The organism is Alcaligenes sp. SORT26, assembly GCF_017377875.1.
GTDB classification, from domain to species: Bacteria; Pseudomonadota; Gammaproteobacteria; order Burkholderiales; family Burkholderiaceae_B; genus Alcaligenes; species Alcaligenes parafaecalis.
This window is the reverse complement of record NZ_CP070975.1, coordinates 796,984-815,003: the sequence shown is the minus strand read 5'-3', so window position 1 is coordinate 815,003 and position 18,020 is coordinate 796,984. Positions and strand designations below refer to the sequence as shown.

General features: G+C 54.2%; 16 protein-coding genes. 2 read left to right on the top strand and 14 right to left on the bottom strand.

Annotation, left to right across the window (positions count from 1 at the left end):
• Positions 1–15 precede the first annotated feature (15 nt).
• Positions 16–861: a MurR/RpiR family transcriptional regulator gene (locus JYG33_RS03830; protein ID WP_207874595.1), complete on the bottom strand. Its 846-nt coding sequence runs from the start codon at positions 859–861 to the stop codon at positions 16–18.
• An 823-nt stretch (positions 862–1,684) separates the two neighbouring features.
• On the opposite strand from JYG33_RS03830, the gene JYG33_RS03825 reads away from it, so the two are divergent.
• Complete coding sequence (locus JYG33_RS03825; protein ID WP_207874591.1) at positions 1,685–2,116, top strand: helix-turn-helix transcriptional regulator; 432 nt, start codon at positions 1,685–1,687, stop codon at positions 2,114–2,116.
• A 108-nt stretch (positions 2,117–2,224) separates the two neighbouring features.
• Here the strand turns inward: JYG33_RS03825 and JYG33_RS03820 are convergent, their stop codons facing one another.
• The 9 genes from JYG33_RS03820 to JYG33_RS03780 all read right to left on the bottom strand — a co-directional run bounded on the left by JYG33_RS03820 (position 2,225) and on the right by JYG33_RS03780 (position 11,678).
• Entirely contained in the window at positions 2,225–2,980 is a 756-nt protein-coding gene (locus JYG33_RS03820; protein WP_207874588.1) for a winged helix-turn-helix domain-containing protein, read from the bottom strand.
• Between the two features lie 546 nt (positions 2,981–3,526).
• Complete coding sequence (gene sufT, locus JYG33_RS03815) at positions 3,527–4,087, bottom strand: putative Fe-S cluster assembly protein SufT (protein WP_207874585.1); 561 nt, start codon at positions 4,085–4,087, stop codon at positions 3,527–3,529.
• A 15-nt stretch (positions 4,088–4,102) separates the two neighbouring features.
• Positions 4,103–4,555: a Fe-S cluster assembly sulfur transfer protein SufU gene (gene sufU, locus JYG33_RS03810; RefSeq protein WP_207874582.1), complete on the bottom strand. Its 453-nt coding sequence runs from the start codon at positions 4,553–4,555 to the stop codon at positions 4,103–4,105.
• Positions 4,556–5,803 (bottom strand): cysteine desulfurase, encoded by a 1,248-nt coding sequence (locus tag JYG33_RS03805; RefSeq protein ID WP_207874579.1) that lies wholly within the window; start codon positions 5,801–5,803, stop codon positions 4,556–4,558.
• A complete protein-coding gene (gene sufD / locus JYG33_RS03800) occupies positions 5,800–7,107 on the bottom strand; it encodes a Fe-S cluster assembly protein SufD (RefSeq protein ID WP_207874577.1) in 1,308 nt (435 codons plus the stop codon). Before sufD ends, JYG33_RS03805 begins: the two co-directional genes overlap by 4 nt.
• Positions 7,104–7,883, bottom strand: coding sequence for a Fe-S cluster assembly ATPase SufC (gene sufC / locus JYG33_RS03795; RefSeq protein WP_094196592.1), 780 nt, complete (start codon positions 7,881–7,883; stop codon positions 7,104–7,106). Before sufC ends, sufD begins: the two co-directional genes overlap by 4 nt.
• A gap of 13 nt (positions 7,884–7,896) precedes the next feature.
• Positions 7,897–9,345: a Fe-S cluster assembly protein SufB gene (gene sufB, locus JYG33_RS03790; protein ID WP_003800345.1), complete on the bottom strand. Its 1,449-nt coding sequence runs from the start codon at positions 9,343–9,345 to the stop codon at positions 7,897–7,899.
• Positions 9,342–9,836 carry an SUF system Fe-S cluster assembly regulator gene (locus tag JYG33_RS03785; protein ID WP_207874574.1) on the bottom strand — a complete coding sequence of 165 codons (495 nt, stop codon included), beginning with the start codon at positions 9,834–9,836 and terminating at the stop codon, positions 9,342–9,344. The genes sufB and JYG33_RS03785 overlap by 4 nt, the downstream gene beginning before the upstream one ends.
• Before the next feature lie 60 nt (positions 9,837–9,896).
• A complete protein-coding gene (locus tag JYG33_RS03780) occupies positions 9,897–11,678 on the bottom strand; it encodes an ABC transporter ATP-binding protein/permease (protein ID WP_207874572.1) in 1,782 nt (593 codons plus the stop codon).
• Between the two features lie 517 nt (positions 11,679–12,195).
• Between JYG33_RS03780 and JYG33_RS03775 the strand changes: the two genes are divergently transcribed.
• On the top strand, positions 12,196–13,893 hold the full coding sequence (locus tag JYG33_RS03775) for an anti-sigma factor (protein WP_207874570.1): 1,698 nt from the start codon (positions 12,196–12,198) through the stop codon (positions 13,891–13,893).
• On the opposite strand, the gene JYG33_RS03770 is transcribed toward JYG33_RS03775, so the two are convergent.
• The 4 genes from JYG33_RS03770 to pheT all read right to left on the bottom strand — a co-directional run bounded on the left by JYG33_RS03770 (position 13,868) and on the right by pheT (position 17,968).
• Positions 13,868–14,680: a ferritin-like domain-containing protein gene (locus JYG33_RS03770; RefSeq protein ID WP_207874567.1), complete on the bottom strand. Its 813-nt coding sequence runs from the start codon at positions 14,678–14,680 to the stop codon at positions 13,868–13,870. The two genes, JYG33_RS03775 and JYG33_RS03770, sit on opposite strands and share 26 nt — an antisense overlap.
• A gap of 67 nt (positions 14,681–14,747) precedes the next feature.
• Entirely contained in the window at positions 14,748–15,152 is a 405-nt protein-coding gene (locus tag JYG33_RS03765) for a MerR family transcriptional regulator (RefSeq protein WP_108727425.1), read from the bottom strand.
• Between the two features lie 77 nt (positions 15,153–15,229).
• On the bottom strand, positions 15,230–15,553 hold the full coding sequence (locus JYG33_RS03760) for an integration host factor subunit alpha (protein WP_207874564.1): 324 nt from the start codon (positions 15,551–15,553) through the stop codon (positions 15,230–15,232).
• Between the two features lie 9 nt (positions 15,554–15,562).
• Positions 15,563–17,968, bottom strand: a complete 2,406-nt coding sequence (gene pheT, locus JYG33_RS03755) for a phenylalanine--tRNA ligase subunit beta (RefSeq protein ID WP_207874561.1) — start codon at positions 17,966–17,968, stop codon at positions 15,563–15,565.
• Positions 17,969–18,020 lie beyond the last annotated feature (52 nt).

Below are 18,020 nucleotides of genomic sequence, written 5' to 3'. Positions count from 1 at the left end.
TCCACTTTTATGGGTTTAATTATTGGACTTCAAGTCCTGAAAACTGCGATGGATGGATTCAATCTTCTGCAACTTGCGCGCCACCTGCGTCTCGGCCTGCAAGGCCACCCGGCTGACCAGATAATTGATCAGACTGAGCGTCCCGGTATGCGAGTCAAACAAGTACTCGCCGCGTGTCGCTACCGTGAAAGCAATGTCTTGCGAACGCAGCAAGGAACTTTCCAGACCATCCGTCAAAAAGGCCATCTGAACCGACTCGCCCCGCAGGTGCTCCACCAAGGAAGGCAAGAGCACCGAGCGGCGACGAAAGTCCATCACCAGGGCCAGGTCCCCTGCTTCCACATCGGCCAACTGCTCGGTCAGATGGGCAACCGTCCCCACCGCCAGATGCACATCGGAGCGCAGTTGCTGCAATAAGGAGTGGGCATAGCACGCCAGGATCTGGCCATTGCGGAAACCAAACACCCAGATGCGTCGTGCTTTCAGAGCGGCTTGGGTGAAATTGTCCAGATGCTGTTCAGTGATGTTCTGAAAAGTGGTGGAAATGTTCTGTACGTCTGCATTGATAAACGGCGTCATATCAGCCTGAATACCGCTGCTGGACATGGAGTGCAGGCGCTTGAAAGGAGCACCATCCCCCATTTGCTCGCGGGCTGTGACCCGGAACTCGTTAAAACCGTTAAAACCCAAACGCCGGAAAAAGCGCACTGCGGTAGCCGCTGACACGCCTGCCTTCTCGGCCAGTTCCTGGGCGGAATACGTGGCTAACTGCCCCATATGAGACAAGACCACATCGGCCAAACGCCGCTCCGCACTGGGCAGGACATCGAGAATATCCAGGATCGAATCTTTGATGACCATGACACAACCTAAAATTGAAATTTGTTTTTCACATAATACTTAATAAAATTTAAATTTCAATTATGGCTGCGATGATTTGGCTCCGTATTTACCCTTGGGTTAGATCAAAAAGGTGAATCTGGCGTAGCAGGAAAGCACCTAAACTACTGTTAATTAATGATTAAATTTCAAAACAGGGTTTATGCCAGATAGTCTGAAAACTGAGACTCTCGAGTGAAATCACATCGCAACAAATGAAATATAAATTTCATATTAAAGAGGATGGCGGACTCATGTCACCACAGCAAGTAAAAGCGTAGAAGTGCCAAGGATGTCTTCTGCTGCGCCTGCCACCATGCACTCATCCATCGAGAGTTCAGACTGAAAAAATGCCTATATATGACTTTTTGTATCGCTTATATCAAGACGATAATCACACATTCAACACAAATGAACATTCAAGAGGTAGAATCACCGCAGCTAAGGTCTCAAGCAGCCAGCGGCATAGCAAGCGCGCCGCGAGAGTCGCTAGTGACTCTGATGAGACACTACGCACAACACACCCAAGCATGAAGAAAGCGTCACACTGCAACAAACGTTAATCGATAGAATGGATTGTTTGTTGAACAGAGCAGGATAACGCTGGAAATTGCCGCTTTCCCATCAAGAACATGCACTCCCATATCTCTATGCATGCGCAGTGCAGCACGACCTTATCGCGACAAGGTGTTACCTTGCTGAAACGACAAGAATTGATCAGAGACAAAGAACGAGACGTTAAATTGCAATTAAATTAGTTGAGGCGCCCTCCCCCCAACTTCGTAGCAGATTAGATAACACTCATATGGACAATGAATTCAAAGATTTCCCGGACCGGATCAACTTGGCAATCGCGCGAGCCGGTGGCGCAAAGAGCTTGGCGGATAAAATGGGAATGTCCACATCAGTGTTACGAAGTTGGCGTTCAGGGAACTCCGACCCCTCTCGGTCAAGTCTGGTAAAAATGGCCCAGGCAAGCAATCTGTCGGTCAGTTGGCTCGCATCAGGCGAAGGCAGCCCTACTCCATGTGAACCATCATCCACAGTGCTGGAACTGGATATCCTGGAGGAAATCATCACCAAGGCGCAGTTATTATTTCAGGCAAAAAGCGTAGGCCTGCGGCCAGAAGCAGAGGCACGCATTATTCGTCTGGTTTATGAGATGTACTTGCGTCAGGGGAAAAAGATGGATGAAACTAGTCTGAATAACTTGATTGAATTGGCATCATTCAGATAACGATAGTGATACCTAATTTCATTTGCTGACAGACCTGTATCTCTACGCAGTCAGCGTAATAGCTAAAAACGGACTATCTACGGGCGTTCGAAAGCAACATTTCTATAATTAGTCGGCCGCAAAAACATAGCCAACGCCCCACACAGAACGAATAGGGAGTCGTTCACCATGCAAGGCCACCTTGCGTTTCAACCGACTAACCACCACATCGATATAGCGACTCGTGGGTTGCCCCTCTTCTTTATCGCTAAACAGTTTTTCCCGCGTTACAGGCTCGGGACTTACTTCCAACAATACCCGCATCACCCGTCGCTCAGCCCCCGTCAGTGCTACCGCATGGCTTCCGGGTGTCATCAAACGCCATCCATCCTCCAGTAAGCTCCAACCGCAGATTGGGCCGTGTGTAAGGCGGAAATCATTCGCGTTGAACTCTATGGGAGCGGGCAGCAAAACCTTGTCCCTACTCTCTAAATACTTGGCCTTCAACGCCAATTCGCGTCGACGCAAGGCTTGGATACTGGCCAGGACCTCCATGCTTTGGGCGCGTTGATCCAAACAGATATCAGCGCCTGCCAGCATCAAAAATCCACTGTGTACAGGCGAAAGCATTTCATCGACTCGCAAAACAACAATACCTATAGTCGGTGACTGAGCCCGCAAACATCCAACATCCCGCAATAATTCTTGCTTATGCGAGCACATCATCATTAACTCGCCTGGCTCGGCAGAATCCAAACATAACTCCGCAGCGCTTCTTTCTTGAAGCACACGCAAAGGGATTCCCCATAAAGCAAAATCAGTAGTCAGCCGTTGGATTAGATCATTGTCGTCAAATAACAATATGATTTTTTCAATCCTGAACAATCGCAATCTCCCTTTTACTAAAAATATGCCCACACGCAGGCAATCTGCCGACCATACTGAGCGGCAGCGACATGACACTGATATCCCGGATTGTTATTTACTGACTGAAGCCTTGGTGCCTGAGGTAAGGCCTGGCACTAAAGCGCATGGGACCTGGTATTAGCCCAAGAATAGACCTCGGATGATCTTGCCGAACATCACAGCCAAGAATCACGCATATTGAATTCTGCTAAAAGCTCATATTCTTGATAAAACACCAAGAAATATAATAATCGACACTTTTCGTGCCACACAAACACGAATTAAATCAATTTCCTTTAGATTCGAATAATAAGGCAAGTACTTGTCGCTATCAAGCAATATCTTGTCTAAATAACCAGCAAAAATAAGCACATGAATTTGCTAAAGAAAGAAGTGTTTTCAAACGCTAACACCATTACGAACCGTACTGTCACTACCACCGGAAGCCGCTCACACCTCCAGCAAGAGCACCTAGATAAAAGCTCCAGACAAAAAAAAGCCTGCATATTCTGCAGGCTTTCTCTTTTACAGCATCCCTAATTGCAAGCGGGCTGATTCGCTCATGCGTTCACGGCTCCACGGTGGGTCCCAAACCAGATCCACAACGGCCTTTTCAACGCCCTGAATAGTCTCCAGCTTGTAGCGGGCCTCATCAGCAATCATGGTGCCCATGCCGCAGCCAGGCGCCGTCAGCGTCATTTCCATGGTCATGGAAAAGGTCTCTGGGCCAGTTTGCGTGACGTGGCAGGCGTAGACCAAGCCCAGGTTGACGATATCAACGGGAATTTCCGGGTCATACACGCTGGAGAGCACAATCCATGCGGCGTCTTCAATGGTTTTTTCGCTCAGGGGCAGCTCGGGAACAAACACCTCGGGCTTATCCTGGGACTCAAAACCCAGCGCATCGGCATCGACACCTTCAATCCGGTACAGGTTGCCCTCTACCATCACGGTATAGCTGCCACCCAGCTTCTGGGTAATGGTTGCCGTACAGCCCGACTCGATCGTGACGGGCGCACCGTAAGGGATACTGACGGCCGGGCAATCCCGGCTGACCAGCACATCATGTCGTTCAAAGTAACTCATGGCTTGCTTGCGCCTTTATTCAGTTTGCGCGGTTTCTTTGGCCTGATTGATGGCGTTATGCAGGGTATGCCAGGCCAAGGTGGCACATTTAACCCGTGCAGGGAATTCACGCACACCCGATAACACTTCCAGCTTGCCCAGGTCTCGATCGGGGTGGGCCTCTGTCAACATGGCGTGCATGTCTTTAAAGAGAGACTCAAACTCGGCCAGACTCAGGCCCTTCACCGCTTCAGTCATCAAGGATGCCGAAGCTTTGGAAATAGCGCAGCCATGCCCCACAAAACTGACTTTCTTCACAATGCCGTCTTCCACGACCGCGTAGACAGCCAGTTGATCCCCGCACAGAGGATTGTGGCCATTGGCAAAATGGCTGGCGTTTTCTATTACTTCAAAGTTACGCGGGCTACGGTTGTGGTCGAAAATAACCTCTTGGTAGAGCTCGCGCAGCCCGTTGAAATCCTGGCTCATTTAGCCAACTCCAAATAGTTTTTGAGCTTTGCGCAGGCTGCCCAGCAAAGCATCAATATCAGCGTAATCGTTGTACAAGGCAAAAGAGGCACGAGCGGTACCAGGAATGCCAAAGCGCGTCATCAAGGGCATGGCGCAATGGTGGCCGGCACGTACAGCAACACCGTCCATGTCCAGAATGGTGCCCAGATCGTGCGGGTGAATGCCGTCGACCAGGAAGGACACAATGCCCGCCTTGTGTGCAGCCGTACCGATGATGCGGATACCCGGCATCGCCAGCAAGGCTTCGGTGGCGTAATCCAGCAACAAGGCCTCGTGATCAGCAATGCGTTGCATGCCAATCGCCATCAAATAGTCGATGGCGGCAGCCATAGTAATGGCACCGGCGATGTTGGGTGTACCCGCTTCAAAACGCTGTGGCACAGGCGCGTAATTGCTTTGCTCGAAACTGACGGTGGTGATCATGTCACCGCCGCCCATCCAAGGCGACATGCTGTCCAGAATCTCGTAGCGCACGTACAAGGCGCCCATACCGGTTGGCCCGTACAGCTTGTGCGCCGAAAAGGTATAGAAGTCAGCATCCAGAGCCTGAACGTCCACCACACCGTGAGGAACGGATTGAGCACCATCCACCAGCACCTTGGCACCGACGGCATGGGCCTGACGGGTCATTTCGGCAATGGGGTTGATCGTACCCAGGGCGTTGGAAACGTGTCCAACGGCCAGCAAACGGGTTTTTTCGTTCAGCAGTTGCTTGAATGCTTCCTGATCCAGTTCACCGTTGTCCAGCACTGGCACCACGCGAATGATGGCTCCGGTACGTTGAGCAACAAGCTGCCAAGGCACGATGTTGGAGTGATGCTCCAGGCCTGTCAGCAGGATTTCATCGCCTGCTTTCAGATTGTCCATGCCCCAGCTATAGGCCACCAGATTGATGGATTCTGTTGTGCCGCGTGTAAAGACAATTTCTTCATCGCGTGCGGCATTCAGAAATGCCCGCACTGTACTTCTGGCCTGATCGTACAGCTCAGTAGCGTGCTGAGACAGCCAATGCACACCGCGATGGATGTTCGCATTGGACTGCTCATAGAATCGCGCCTCGGCTTCAATAACCGAGCGCGGCTTTTGCGTCGTCGCCCCGTTGTCCAGATAGGACAGACGTTGACCCCGGATGGGGCGCGCCAGGATAGGGAAATCCTCGCGGTGATTCAGCAAACCAGCAGCAGTTACGGGCATAGGCGCATTCATGCAAGCTCTCCAAGGGCAAGACCGCCGGGCAACAAAGCGTTGATACCAACTGTGGCACGGCTACGCAGGCTCTCGGAAGCGATACGCTCCAGGGACTGGGCCGCAAACGCGTAGATCAGCATATTGCGAGCATCTTCCATCGTCATACCACGCGAGCGCAGGTAAAACAGGCTATCCGCATCCAGTTGACCCACCGTGGCACCGTGTGCGCACTTGACGTCATCCGCATAGATTTCCAGCTCGGGGCGGGAATCTGCGCGTGCCATTTTGGACAAGAGCAAGCTGTCCGAACGCTGTACCGAATCCGTACCGTCAGCGCCCTTGCCAACCAGAACACGTCCACTAAATACGCCGCGAGCGGTGTCGGCCAGAATACCGCGATAGAACTCACGGCTTTGGCAGTTAGGCTGGGCATGATCAATGATGGTGTTGTGGTCTACGTGACGGCGGCCGTCTACAAAGTACAAACCATTGAACAAGGTTTCGCAGCGCTCGCCGTTGAAAACGGTAGCAATATCGTTACGGGCAATACGGGCACCGAAGGACAGGGAGTGCGAATTGAATACCGAGCCACGGCCTTGCTGCACATCAATTGCAGCCAGGTGGAAGTCTTGCAGAGCTTCCTGCTGCAACTTCATGTGCGTCAGGTTGGCATCAGGAGACACATTCAAGCGAGTAACCACGCTGCTCAAAGAAGCGTCGGTACCATCCTGACCCAGATAGTGTTCCACTACGGTTGCACTGGCACCGGATTCCAGAGAAATCAGGTTACGGGTAAAGCTGGCACTGCCCCCTTGCGTGCGTACAAACACCAAGTGAACAGGCTGCTCCAGATGTTTACCAGCAGCTATATGCAGCGCAGCACCGTCCTGGGCCAAGGCCAGATTCAAGGCAGCGGTGGACGCCCCCCGGGACTCATCCCCGTACGCTTGTTGCAACCAGTCCGCATCTTGTTCCAGACAGGCGCTCAGCGACGACAAACGCACGCCAGCAGGCAACTCACGCAGATGCGACAAGGACGCGTCGTAATGACCATCCACAAAGACCAGGAAATACCCGTCTTCTTCCTGACGCACTGCAGCCACCATCTCGGCAGCCGAGGCCGATTTCTGAGGTGCAAAGCTTTGCTGTTCCAGCAAAGCCAAAGAGGTGTGATGCCAGGCTTCAATACGCGTGGTTGGCCAGCCTTCTTGTGCAAAACGATCCAGGGCGCGCTGACGCATAGCGCTTAGCCATGGCAGACCGGCCCCAGGTGCTTGTGCAGCCTGAGCGGCAAAGCTGTTGACCCAATCTGGCAGACTCATACCGCAGCTCCCTTGGCTTTTTGTTCGGCGGCTGCTTGTTCCAGCACCCAGCCGTAGCCACGTTCTTCCAGTTCCAGAGCCAATTCACGGCCACCGGAACGGATAATCTGACCACCCGCCAGCACGTGCACGAAGTCAGGCACGATGTAGTCCAGCAGACGTTGGTAGTGAGTAATCACCAGCAAGGAACGCTCGGGGGAACGCAGACGGTTCACGCCGTCCGCAACCACGCGCAAAGCGTCAATATCCAGACCGGAGTCGGTTTCGTCCAGAATGGCCAGCTTGGGTTCCAGCAGGCTCATTTGCAGAACTTCGTTGCGTTTCTTTTCGCCGCCGGAGAAACCTTCGTTCACGGAGCGGTACAAGAACTCTTCACGCATACCAACAATCTTCATTTCCTCTTTAACGCGCTTGAGGAAGTCCATGGCGTCCAGCTCAGGCAAACCCTGATGACGGCGCACGGCGTTCACGGAAGCACGCAGGAAATAGGCGTTGGAGACACCGGGAATTTCAATGGGGTACTGGAATGCCAGGAACAGGCCGGAACGGGCACGGTCTTCGATCTTCATTTCCAGCAGGTCTTGACCCAGCCAATCTACCGAACCGCCTTCAACGGTGTAGTCTTCACGGCCAGCCAGCACCTGGGACAAGGTGCTCTTGCCCGAGCCGTTCGGGCCCATGATGGCGTGAACTTCGCCGGGATTGATCTGAAGATTCAGACCTTTAAGGATAGGTTTATCTTCAACCGAAGCGCGCAAATCTTTAATCGTCAGCATTTCATTATTCTCCTTAACCTACACTGCCTTCCAAGCTGACGCCGAGCAAATTCTGTGCTTCGACCGCAAACTCCATGGGCAATTCTTTAATTACTTCTTTACAAAAGCCGTTCACGATCATGGAGACGGCATCTTCGGCAGTCAGGCCGCGCTGCATGGCATAAAAGAGCTGGTCCTCACCAATGCGCGAAGCCGTTGCTTCGTGTTCCACACTGGCGCTGGGATTCTGCACTTCCATGGTTGGGAAGGTGTGTGCAGCACAGCGCTTGCCAATCAGCAGCGAATCACACTGGGTGTAATTGCGGGCGTTCTCTGCCTTGGGGGTAATACGAACCAGGCCGCGATAGGTATTGATACCCTGGCCCGCCGAAATCCCCTTGGAGATAATCGTGCTGCGGGTATTGCGACCCATATGAATCATTTTGGTGCCGGTATCGGCTTGCTGACGGTGATTGCTCAGGGCGACCGAGTAGAACTCGCCTTGAGAATCATCGCCGCGCAGCACCACGCTGGGGTATTTCCAGGTGATGGCCGAGCCGGTTTCAACCTGCGTCCAGGAGATGTGCGAACGTGCGCCACGGCATTCGCCACGCTTGGTGACGAAGTTGTAAATACCGCCTACGCCGTCCTTATCGCCGGGATACCAGTTTTGTACGGTGGAGTACTTGATCTTGGCGTCATCCAACGCGACCAGTTCCACGACCGCTGCGTGCAATTGGTTTTCATCGCGCATCGGCGCCGTACAGCCTTCCAGGTAACTGACCGAAGCGCCCTCTTCCGCAATGATCAAGGTGCGCTCGAACTGGCCGGTGTCGCGGGCATTGATACGGAAGTAGGTGGACAACTCCATCGGGCAGCGTACGCCTTTGGGGATGTACACAAAGGAACCATCGGAGAACACGGCCGAGTTCAGTGCGGCGTAGAAGTTGTCGCTAGGAGGGACAACCGTACCCAGGTACTTTTTGACCAGTTCCGGGTATTCACGCACGGCTTCGGAAAAGGAACAGAAGATCACGCCCACTTCTTCCAGCTCTTTGCGGAAGGTGGTGGCAACCGAGACCGAGTCAAACACGGCGTCAACGGCCACACCGGCCAGACGAGCGCGTTCGTGCAAAGGCACACCCAGTTTTTCGTAGGTGCGCAGCAATTCGGGATCTACCTCGTCCAGGCTCTTGGGGCCGTCGGCCTTGCTCTTGGGCGCGGAGTAGTAACTGATGTCCTGGAAGTCGATAGGTGGATATTCCACAATCGACCACTTGGGATACTTCATGGTCAGCCACTGGCGGTAAGCCGCCAGGCGCCATTCCAGCATGAACTCCGGTTCGCGTTTTTTCGCGGACAGGAAACGGATGACGTCTTCGTTCAGACCTTTCGGAATGGTTTCAGACTCGATGTCGGTGACAAAGCCTGCCTCGTAATCACGATCGAGGAAGGTGTCCAGATGTTCGTTGACGGTACTCATTCGGTTAACTCCACGTTGGAGGTGCTCGCCTTGTTTCTGTTTTTCAATTCGGGACCCGGCTTGTGTGTCAGGGGAAATTCGGTAACGGGCACGCGTATCATGTCTGCAACACTGACTTCTTCCAAAGTGCGCCGGACAATATCGTTGATTCGCTGCCAGTTACTACGTATATGGCAATCCGACTCCACGGAACAGGCCCCGGGAGTGGCAACACACTCGGTCAAGCCAAAAGGCTGCTCTTCCAGTGCATCAATAATCTGCGCTACACTTATCTGTTTGGCGGGGCGGCCCAACACATACCCTCCGCGCGCGCCTCGGCTGCTAATCACCAGCTCGTGCTGGCCCAGCAGTTTAAGCACCTTGCTGACAGTTGGTTGGCCCAAACCCAGGATGGCGGCCAAGTCAGACGCACTGAACACACGGTCTGGATCGCCAGCCATGTGTGTCAGCACCAAAGTGCCGTAATCAATGATTTTACTGATTCGCAGCATTCCTTCTCTCTGAACAGGTCGTAGAGCAATATAGTACCGCTTTGGTACTATATGGTCAAATTATCCCTGCAGACTTTGCTGGATATTCCACATACGGGCATAGGCGCCATCCCGTGCCAAAAGCTCGGCATGCGTACCCTGCTCCACAATCTGTCCACGCTCCAGAACCAGAATCAAATCCGCGTCTGTAATCGTGGATAAACGGTGGGCAATGATCAAGGTGGTGCGGTCGCGAGCGATCTCGTTCAGCTCGGACTGAATGGCACGTTCGGTACGGGTGTCCAAGGCACTGGTGGCCTCGTCCAGAATCAGTACAGGCGGGTTCTTCAAAAGTGTGCGGGCAATCGCCACGCGCTGCTTTTCACCGCCAGACAGCTTCAAACCTCGCTCCCCCACTACCGTCTCGTAGCCATCCGGCAGACTCAGGATAAAGTCGTGAATGCTGGCCGCACGCGCCGCCGCCACAATTTGTTCTTTGCTGGCATCGGGGCGACCGTAAGCAATATTGTGCAAAATCGTGTCATTAAACAGGACAGTGTCCTGCGGCACGATACCAATATGACGGCGCAGGCTCTCTTGTGTCCAATCACGCAGCTCGCGCTCATTCAACAGGATACGACCTTCGCTGACGTCGTAAAAACGAAACAGCAGGCGCGACAAAGTCGATTTGCCAGCTCCGGAAGAACCCACCACCGCCACCGTTTTACCAGCCGGAATCTCGAAGCTCAGGTTTTGAATGACTTTGCGGCGGCTATCGTAGGCAAAGCTGACGTTCTCGAAGCGCACACCCGCCTGCTCACAGGACAAGACCTGAGCGTTCGGCGAATCGGTCACCTCTTGCTTGCGGCGCAGCAAAGAGAACAGACGCTCCATATCAGCCAGAGAATTCTTGATTTCGCGATACACAAAGCCCAGAAAGTTCAACGGCGCATAAAGCTGGGTCAGGAACGCAGAGACCAGGACAACGTCACCCACTGTCATGGTTCCGGCCAGCACCCCTTGCGCCGACATGAACAGCAGCGCCGTCACCCCGATACTGATAATCGAGGCCTGCCCAATATTGAGCAGATTCAGCGAGACCTGATTACGTACAGCCGCCTGGACCCATTGCCCCATATTCTGGTCATAGCGATCAATTTCGTAATCCTCGTTGCCGAAGTACTTGACCGTCTCGTAATTGAGCAAGGCATCAATGGCGCGAGAATTCGCCCGGCTATCCAGGTCATTCATGGCACGTCGATACCGCATGCGGCGCTCTGTCACTAACAAGGTAAACACAATGTAGGCGGCAATCGTCCCCAAGGTGACGGCTGCAAACGCCCACTCGTAACGCCACAGCAAGATGCCACAGACCAGCGCGATTTCCAGCAAGGTAGGCAGAATATTAAAGACCAGAAAATTCAGCAAAAAGCTGACACCCTTGGTGCCGCGCTCTATATCCCGGCTTAAGCCGCCCGTTTGCCGCTCGGTATGAAAGCGCAAGGACAGATCCAGCAAATGGCGAAAAACATTATTCGCAATCAGGCGCACCGATCCTTGCGTGACTCGGGCAAACAAGGCGTCCCGTATTTCTCCCAAGGCGCTGGAGGCCAAACGTACCGCGCCATAGCCCAGTAAAGCGGCGACCGGCAGCGTCAAGGCGGTGGCTGGCAAACTCAAGGCATCGATGACCTGCTTCAGGTAGATCGGCATCATCACGGTTGCGACTTTCGCCAACAGCAAACAGGACAAGGCCAAGACCACACGAGTCTTGAATCGCCAAACATAGGGGAACAAGGATTTCAGGGTGCTCAAACCACCGGAGACACCATCAAGCACTTCAGGACGAGGAGGCACGCGCAATAGGTCCGTGTCGAACAGCACCAGGCCGCAGAATCACAGACAGCTTAAAAATAAGTTGCAGCACAACGCTGAAATCAAGAGCAGATAGGCAGGCCGCCTATGTCACCAGCAGGTAAGGCCCTGCTATGCCCTTGATGCGAATGTAGAAATAAGGCCCGCTAACCAAGAAGCCAACAAGAAAAGGTCAGGTCGCGAGCAACAAGAAAGTATAGCCTTTTGCGTCTGACTTCCTGGGCAAGACCCTGCTGTCGGCGTGTTTGTTTGCCGGATTAATGGCCTACAAACCACAGTGCGGAGAGCGACAATCCAGGCCACCACAGAAAAAGCGCTGCAAATCAGGAAATATACGGCTTGCCACTGCAAAGAAAATGCTGGCAATCCAGCACTTTGTTACCTTCAAGCCTTAGGCGAAAAGCATACAATACCTGCTTGTCTAAAACAGGCGCAGACACCTTGCCCGCTGCGCCTGGCACCTGACATCTGCTTCTTGACTCCCTTTACCGTGCAAAACTCATTCATGCCGTCTTCTTCTTTTTCGTATTCTTCTTCCCTGGATCAGTTAGCCGCACAAGACAGCCAGGCGCTGGATTTGCTGTACGACCAGGAAGCGCCGTTAATGCTGGCTTTGGGCCAGGCCGTTTTAGGTCGCCGCATTGATGCCGAAGAGGTATTGCGCGACAGCTTCGTCCTGCTCTGGAAGAATGCCGCCGGTTATGACCCTGATTTAGGCGAAGGCCGTGCCTGGATTTACAGCATTCTGCGGTTCAGGCTGCTGGCCCGCCTGCGTCAACGCAGTCAAAGTGGAGACAACAACTACGCACTACCCGCCATCAAGCCACAAGGCGGACAGCGCTTCATTCCAGCCTTGGGCAAGCTCGATGGCACCAGCCAACGAGCCATGATCCATGCCTATTTGCACGGCAATAGCTATGAGCAGTTAGGCCCTCAATTGAACCGCTCGCCTGCTCAATTGCGTGCGGTGGTTCAGCATGGCCTGCAGCAGCTTAGTACCTTGATCAATGAAGGGAATGCCAACGATCCCCGTCATGCGGTCATGATTGGCGAATACACGCTGGGGCTCCTAAGCCAGCATGAACTGGCCCAAGCCCATACCTTGATGCAACAAAATGATCAGGCCGCCCGTTTGGCCCTGGCTTGGGAACAAGCCTGGCTGGAGCTGGTGGATTGCTTGACCCCAACTGTGCCCGCCCCGACCAGCCTGGCGCATATTCATCACACCCTGGGCTTGCCTCCTCCCGCAGCGCGTCGCCAAGCTGGCAGCACAACAAGTCCTGCCAGCGGCGAAGCACCTGCCAGCAAAGAAAGCAGCGTCAGCAGCAAGGCCAGCCCCCATAGCCCAGCACCAAAAGCAGAACGGCAAGAGCCCAGCATCAAGGTCAGCGCTCCTGCAGACAGCGCCCCCACCGCTGCCGCCACTCGTACCGAACCCCGTTGGTCTGCCAGCAGCCCCAGCGTCAACGACAAGGCTGACGAGCACACTCCGCCCTTCCCTACCTTGTTACGTGCGGACTCCGACCCTGCCAACAAAAGCACGGCAACGGAACCTGAAGTAGCACCGCCTGCAGCACCCAAAATTGCGGACAAGAAAAAGCTGGCTAAGGCCGAACCTGAGGCCCTGGCAGCCGAGAAACGCAAACCTGAATCTGTTGTAGACGGCGAACGCGAGTCTCGTGGCTTTGCGCTTCCTAAACCGCTGCTGCTGGGTGGTTTGGCCGCTGTACTTATTCTGGGCCTGGTCATTGCCTTGCTCATGAATCTGAACTCGGAGCCACCAGTCAACGTGATTGAGATGAAACCCCGTCAAGCCGCCATTTTGCAGGCACCGGGCCAATCCTCCACGCCCGCCTGGATTGCCACGGTTGACCCACAAGGCAATGTACTGCTGGTGCCCAAGGTCAGCACCGAAGTCAAAGCGACCCAATCCGTACAGTTGTGGACACACACCCCGCGCGGAACTCAAATTCGTTCTTTGGGCCTGATTGACCCCAACCGCCCTATTACCGTGCCCGCTGGCTTGATTGGCACAGTGGAAGATGAGCAGATTTTTGAAATGACGCTAGAGACAGAAGGCGGTTCCAATAGCGGCGCACCCGAAGGCCCCGTGCTTTATATTGGCCGCATCGTCAGCTTTGGGCAGTTGGACACCCTGCCCAACACCAATAACGAAGCTAACGCGTCCGCAACTCGTTCCTGAACGCCGCATCCAGACGTTCCAGCTCGTCAATTTCCTCTACCGTGAAGCCCGCCTCCAGGCGGGCTTTGCGATTAAAAGGCCCACGCAAGCGCGGCGCACGATAACGCTGCGCCAATTCGCCATAGGTATCGAAGTCTGACAAGCCCTGCTCCTGGCACACTTTGCGATACCAGTAATTCCCCAAAGCTACATGGCCCACCTCATCCCGCAAGATGATGGCAATAATGGCTGCGGCTTTCTCATCCCCGGCCTCCAACAACTTGCGATGCACAAGAGGACAAGCATCCAGACCACGCGCTTCCAGGGTACGAGGCACCAGGGCCATACGCGCCAAGAAATCAAACCGGGTACGCTCCGCCATATCCCAGAGCCCATCGTGGACAGGTAGATCGCCGTAGCTGATGCCCAAGGTTTGAAGATGATTGTTGAGCAGCTCAAAATGCAAGGCTTCCTCAACCGCCACTTGCAACCAGCCTGCATAAAAAGCATCCGGCAAACCGGGATAGCGCCACAACACATCCAAAGCCAAATTAATGGCATTAAATTCGATGTGGGCCAAGGAATGTAAAAGCGCAGCCCGCCCCGGTATCGTACGCACAGAACGCTTGGGCACATGTTGCGGGTTCACGAACTGCAAACCAAGGGGTCGTCCAGGCACGCCAGGCGGTTCTTCCAGATGTTCGTCCGCCCCGACGGGCAAGCCGTGCCCAATGGCCCGAACCGCTGCCAACTTGGCAGCCGGTTCCTGCACCAGCAAAGCATCCAAAGCCTGACTACGTAAACTCACCGTCCATCCCTTCCATAAAAAAGGTCGGCTCCAAGGCCGACCTTCATTCCCGCAGGACAATCAAGGATTACTGGGCAGAGCCCGGGTCCGTCATTGCCAAAGCCTGGTCCAACATGGTCTGAATCTGTCCCAGATTCGTGCGCAAGGCCTGCATTTCCTGCCCGGTCAGGCGCACAGCGGCTTCCTGATCAAAAGGCATATCCGGGCCATCACCCAAGCGGTTACGCGCACCACTGATGGTAAAACCTTCGTCGTACAACAAACCGCGAATTCGACGAATCAGCAGCACTTCGTGGTGCTGGTAATAACGTCGATTGCCACGTCGCTTGACGGGCTTTAACTGCGTAAATTCCTGCTCCCAATAACGCAGGACATGGGGCTTGACCAGACAAAGCTCACTGACTTCACCAATGGTGAAATAACGTTTGGCTGGGATAGGAGGCAAGGTCGCCGTCTTTTCGTTTGTGCTCATGGCCACTAATGCTCATCGACAATAGGAGTGATTTTACACGTTCAGTCAGGCAAAACTGTACGCAAACGTACCAGGACTTAGTCCTGTTCATCCTCAGGTGACACTGGCGCCCCTTCGACTACGCTTTTCAGCTTTTGACTGGCATGAAAGGTCACAACCCGTCGAGCCGAAATAGGAATGACTTCACCCGTTTTGGGGTTACGACCCGGGCGCGGAGGTTTATCCCGAACCTGGAAATTCCCGAAACCGGACAACTTGACCTCGACACCCTCAGCCAGGGAATCGCGGATCTCCGCAAAGAAGGTATCCACAATATCTTTGGCTTCGCGTTTATTCAAGCCAACACGTTCAAACAAGAGTTCGGCCAAATCCGCCTTGGTCAAAGTACGCTCTACGTTCATTGTGTCTCCTTATGCCCTTGCCCGTGCACCATGCGCGGACACCAGTGCTGCCAACAATACCTCCAGGCATTGTTCGACACGCTCATCGTCCAGCGTGGTGGCGCTGTCTTGCAACCAGAAGCGAATCGCCAGACTCTTTTCCGATGCATCGTTCTTGTCGCGCCAAACGTCAAACAATTGAATGTCTTTAACGATGGCTGCCTGTTCTGCGCTGCTACGCACCTTGTTCAAGGTATCGAGCACAGCTTGATAGGATACGTCTTTATCCAGCCAAACTGCTAGATCTCGTTGCACCACAGGCTGCTTGGATACTTCTTGAGCATGCACGACCTCGTCATGCGAAATGGCATCTACATCCACTTCAAAGACCACAGGCGCTTGATTCAAGCCGAATTCGGCCAGCCACTGGGGATGGATTTCACCAATCCAGCCTATGGTTTTACCATCCAGCTTCACACTGGCGCTACGGCCTGGGTGCAAGGCGGGGTGAGCTTCAGGCTCGAAACGAACTTGAGCAGCCCGCTGGCCTAGCAAGGTTTCCAGATCACGTTTAACGTCAAAGAAGTCAACTGGACGATCTGGCTGACCCCACTGCTCGGTTACGACCGGGCCCCAGGCAGCAGCCGCAATGCGGTTGGGCTGGTGGATACCGGCCACAGTCAAAGGACCATTTTCTTGAGAAGCATCGCGCATGAAAACGCGACCGAACTCGAACACACGTACGCGCGACTGACGGCGGTTGGCGTTGCGTTCAATATTGGCCAGCAGACCAGGAATCAGACTGGTACGCATCACCGCCAATTGGCTGGCAATGGGATTCAGCAAACGGATAGGATCAGCCTGTCCGTTAATGTCTTTTTCCCAGGACTCCTGCACAAAGGAGAAGTTGATCACTTCCTGGTAGTCCTGGGCAGCCAGCACAGCGCGCAAGGCGTGCGGGCCACGTAAGGACTCAACGGGCACACGCATTTGCGCGGCAGCGACCGGAGGCAGATCAGGAATATTTTCAAAACCGTAAATACGGGCGACTTCCTCGATCAGGTCTTCTTCGATCGTCAAATCGAAACGGAAGCTGGGAGGATTGACCGTAAAGACACCGTCAGCGACTGAGAAGCTCAAGCCCAGCAAGGTGAAAATGCTCTCAACCTGCTTTTGATCCAGCGGAATACCCAGAACACGGCGGCAGCGATCCAGACGCATGGCCACTGGCTTGCGCTCGGGCAAGGCAACAACCTGATCGTCCATAGGACCAGCCTGACCACCGCAGATTTCCAGGATCAGCGCTGTAGTGCGTTCCAGATGCGGGGTAATGGAGTCGAAGTCCACGCCACGCTCAAAGCGGTGGCTGGCGTCGGAAGAAAACTTGTAGCGACGAGCACGGCCCATGATGGCTTCTGGCCACCAGAAAGCGCCCTCCAGATACACATCCGTCGTGTCCAGCGTGACAGCACTTTGTTCGCCGCCCATGATACCGGCCATGCTTTGCGGTACATCGTTAACCGCGATCACGCCAACATCGGTATCCAGCTCGACGTTCAAACCGCTCAGCAGCTCCAGTTGCTCGCCTTTACGTGCCCAACGCACTTCCAGACCGGCTTGTACGTGCTGCAAATCGAACACGTGCGTAGGACGGCCCAGTTCCAGCATGACGTAATTGGAGATGTCCACCAAAGCGGAGATCGAACGCTGACCGCTACGTTCCAGACGGGTTTTCATCCAGTCCGGAGTTTTCGCACGCGCATTGACGCCACGAATTACACGACCGGCAAAACGGCCGCACAGATCAGCGTCTTTCACGGAGACGGAAACGCGATCTTCAATCGTGACAGGAGCAGGAGTGAAGTCTGGCAGTGTCAGTGGTTCGCCAGTCAAGGCGGCCACTTCACGCGCCACGCCCAGCACGGACAAGCAGTCCGCACGGTTAGGCGTCAACTTCAATTCGATAATCTGGTCATCCAGATCCAGCAGTTCACGCAGGCTCTGGCCCACTGGTGCATCTGCATCCAGTACCAGCAAACCGTCGTGATCCTGGGACAGGCCCAATTCACGGCCCGAGCACAGCATGCCGGCGGATTCCACGCCGCGCATTTTGACCGGGCCAATTTTCATGCCACCGGGCAGTTCTGCACCAACACGTGCAACCGGGATCTTGATGCCTTGAGCCGCATTGGGCGCACCGCACACAATCTGCAGCAGCTTGCCCGAGCCGTCATCGACCTGGCATACGCGCAGGCGGTCAGCGTCGGGATGAGGGGCAATCTCGGCAATAAAGCCAACGACAACATTCTCGAACGCTGGCGCGGCGGCTTGAATTTCTTCAACCTCCAGGCCAGCCATCGTCAGTTGATGACCCAGTTCTTCAGTTCCCAGTTTGGGATTCACAAAGCGGCGCAGCCACGATTCGGAAAATAACATGATGCAAAGATGGAGACGTAAAACGGCGTATACCGGAACCGACCGGGCCTAA

Excerpts from the sequence above, each read along its gene's own strand:
- JYG33_RS03830 (WP_207874595.1), bottom strand. The coding sequence starts at position 861 with ATGGTCATCAAAGATTCGATCCTGGATATTCTCGATGTCCTGCCCAGT.
- JYG33_RS03825 (WP_207874591.1), top strand. The coding sequence starts at position 1,685 with ATGGACAATGAATTCAAAGATTTCCCGGACCGGATCAACTTGGCAATC.
- sufT (WP_207874585.1), bottom strand. The coding sequence starts at position 4,087 with ATGAGTTACTTTGAACGACATGATGTGCTGGTCAGCCGGGATTGCCCG.
- sufU (WP_207874582.1), bottom strand. The coding sequence starts at position 4,555 with ATGAGCCAGGATTTCAACGGGCTGCGCGAGCTCTACCAAGAGGTTATT.
- JYG33_RS03805 (WP_207874579.1), bottom strand. The coding sequence starts at position 5,803 with ATGAATGCGCCTATGCCCGTAACTGCTGCTGGTTTGCTGAATCACCGC.
- sufD (WP_207874577.1), bottom strand. The coding sequence starts at position 7,107 with ATGAGTCTGCCAGATTGGGTCAACAGCTTTGCCGCTCAGGCTGCACAA.
- sufC (WP_094196592.1), bottom strand. The coding sequence starts at position 7,883 with ATGCTGACGATTAAAGATTTGCGCGCTTCGGTTGAAGATAAACCTATC.
- sufB (WP_003800345.1), bottom strand. The coding sequence starts at position 9,345 with ATGAGTACCGTCAACGAACATCTGGACACCTTCCTCGATCGTGATTAC.
- JYG33_RS03785 (WP_207874574.1), bottom strand. The coding sequence starts at position 9,836 with ATGCTGCGAATCAGTAAAATCATTGATTACGGCACTTTGGTGCTGACA.
- JYG33_RS03775 (WP_207874570.1), top strand. The coding sequence starts at position 12,196 with ATGCCGTCTTCTTCTTTTTCGTATTCTTCTTCCCTGGATCAGTTAGCC.
- JYG33_RS03765 (WP_108727425.1), bottom strand. The coding sequence starts at position 15,152 with ATGAGCACAAACGAAAAGACGGCGACCTTGCCTCCTATCCCAGCCAAA.
- JYG33_RS03760 (WP_207874564.1), bottom strand. The coding sequence starts at position 15,553 with ATGAACGTAGAGCGTACTTTGACCAAGGCGGATTTGGCCGAACTCTTG.
- pheT (WP_207874561.1), bottom strand. The coding sequence starts at position 17,968 with ATGTTATTTTCCGAATCGTGGCTGCGCCGCTTTGTGAATCCCAAACTG.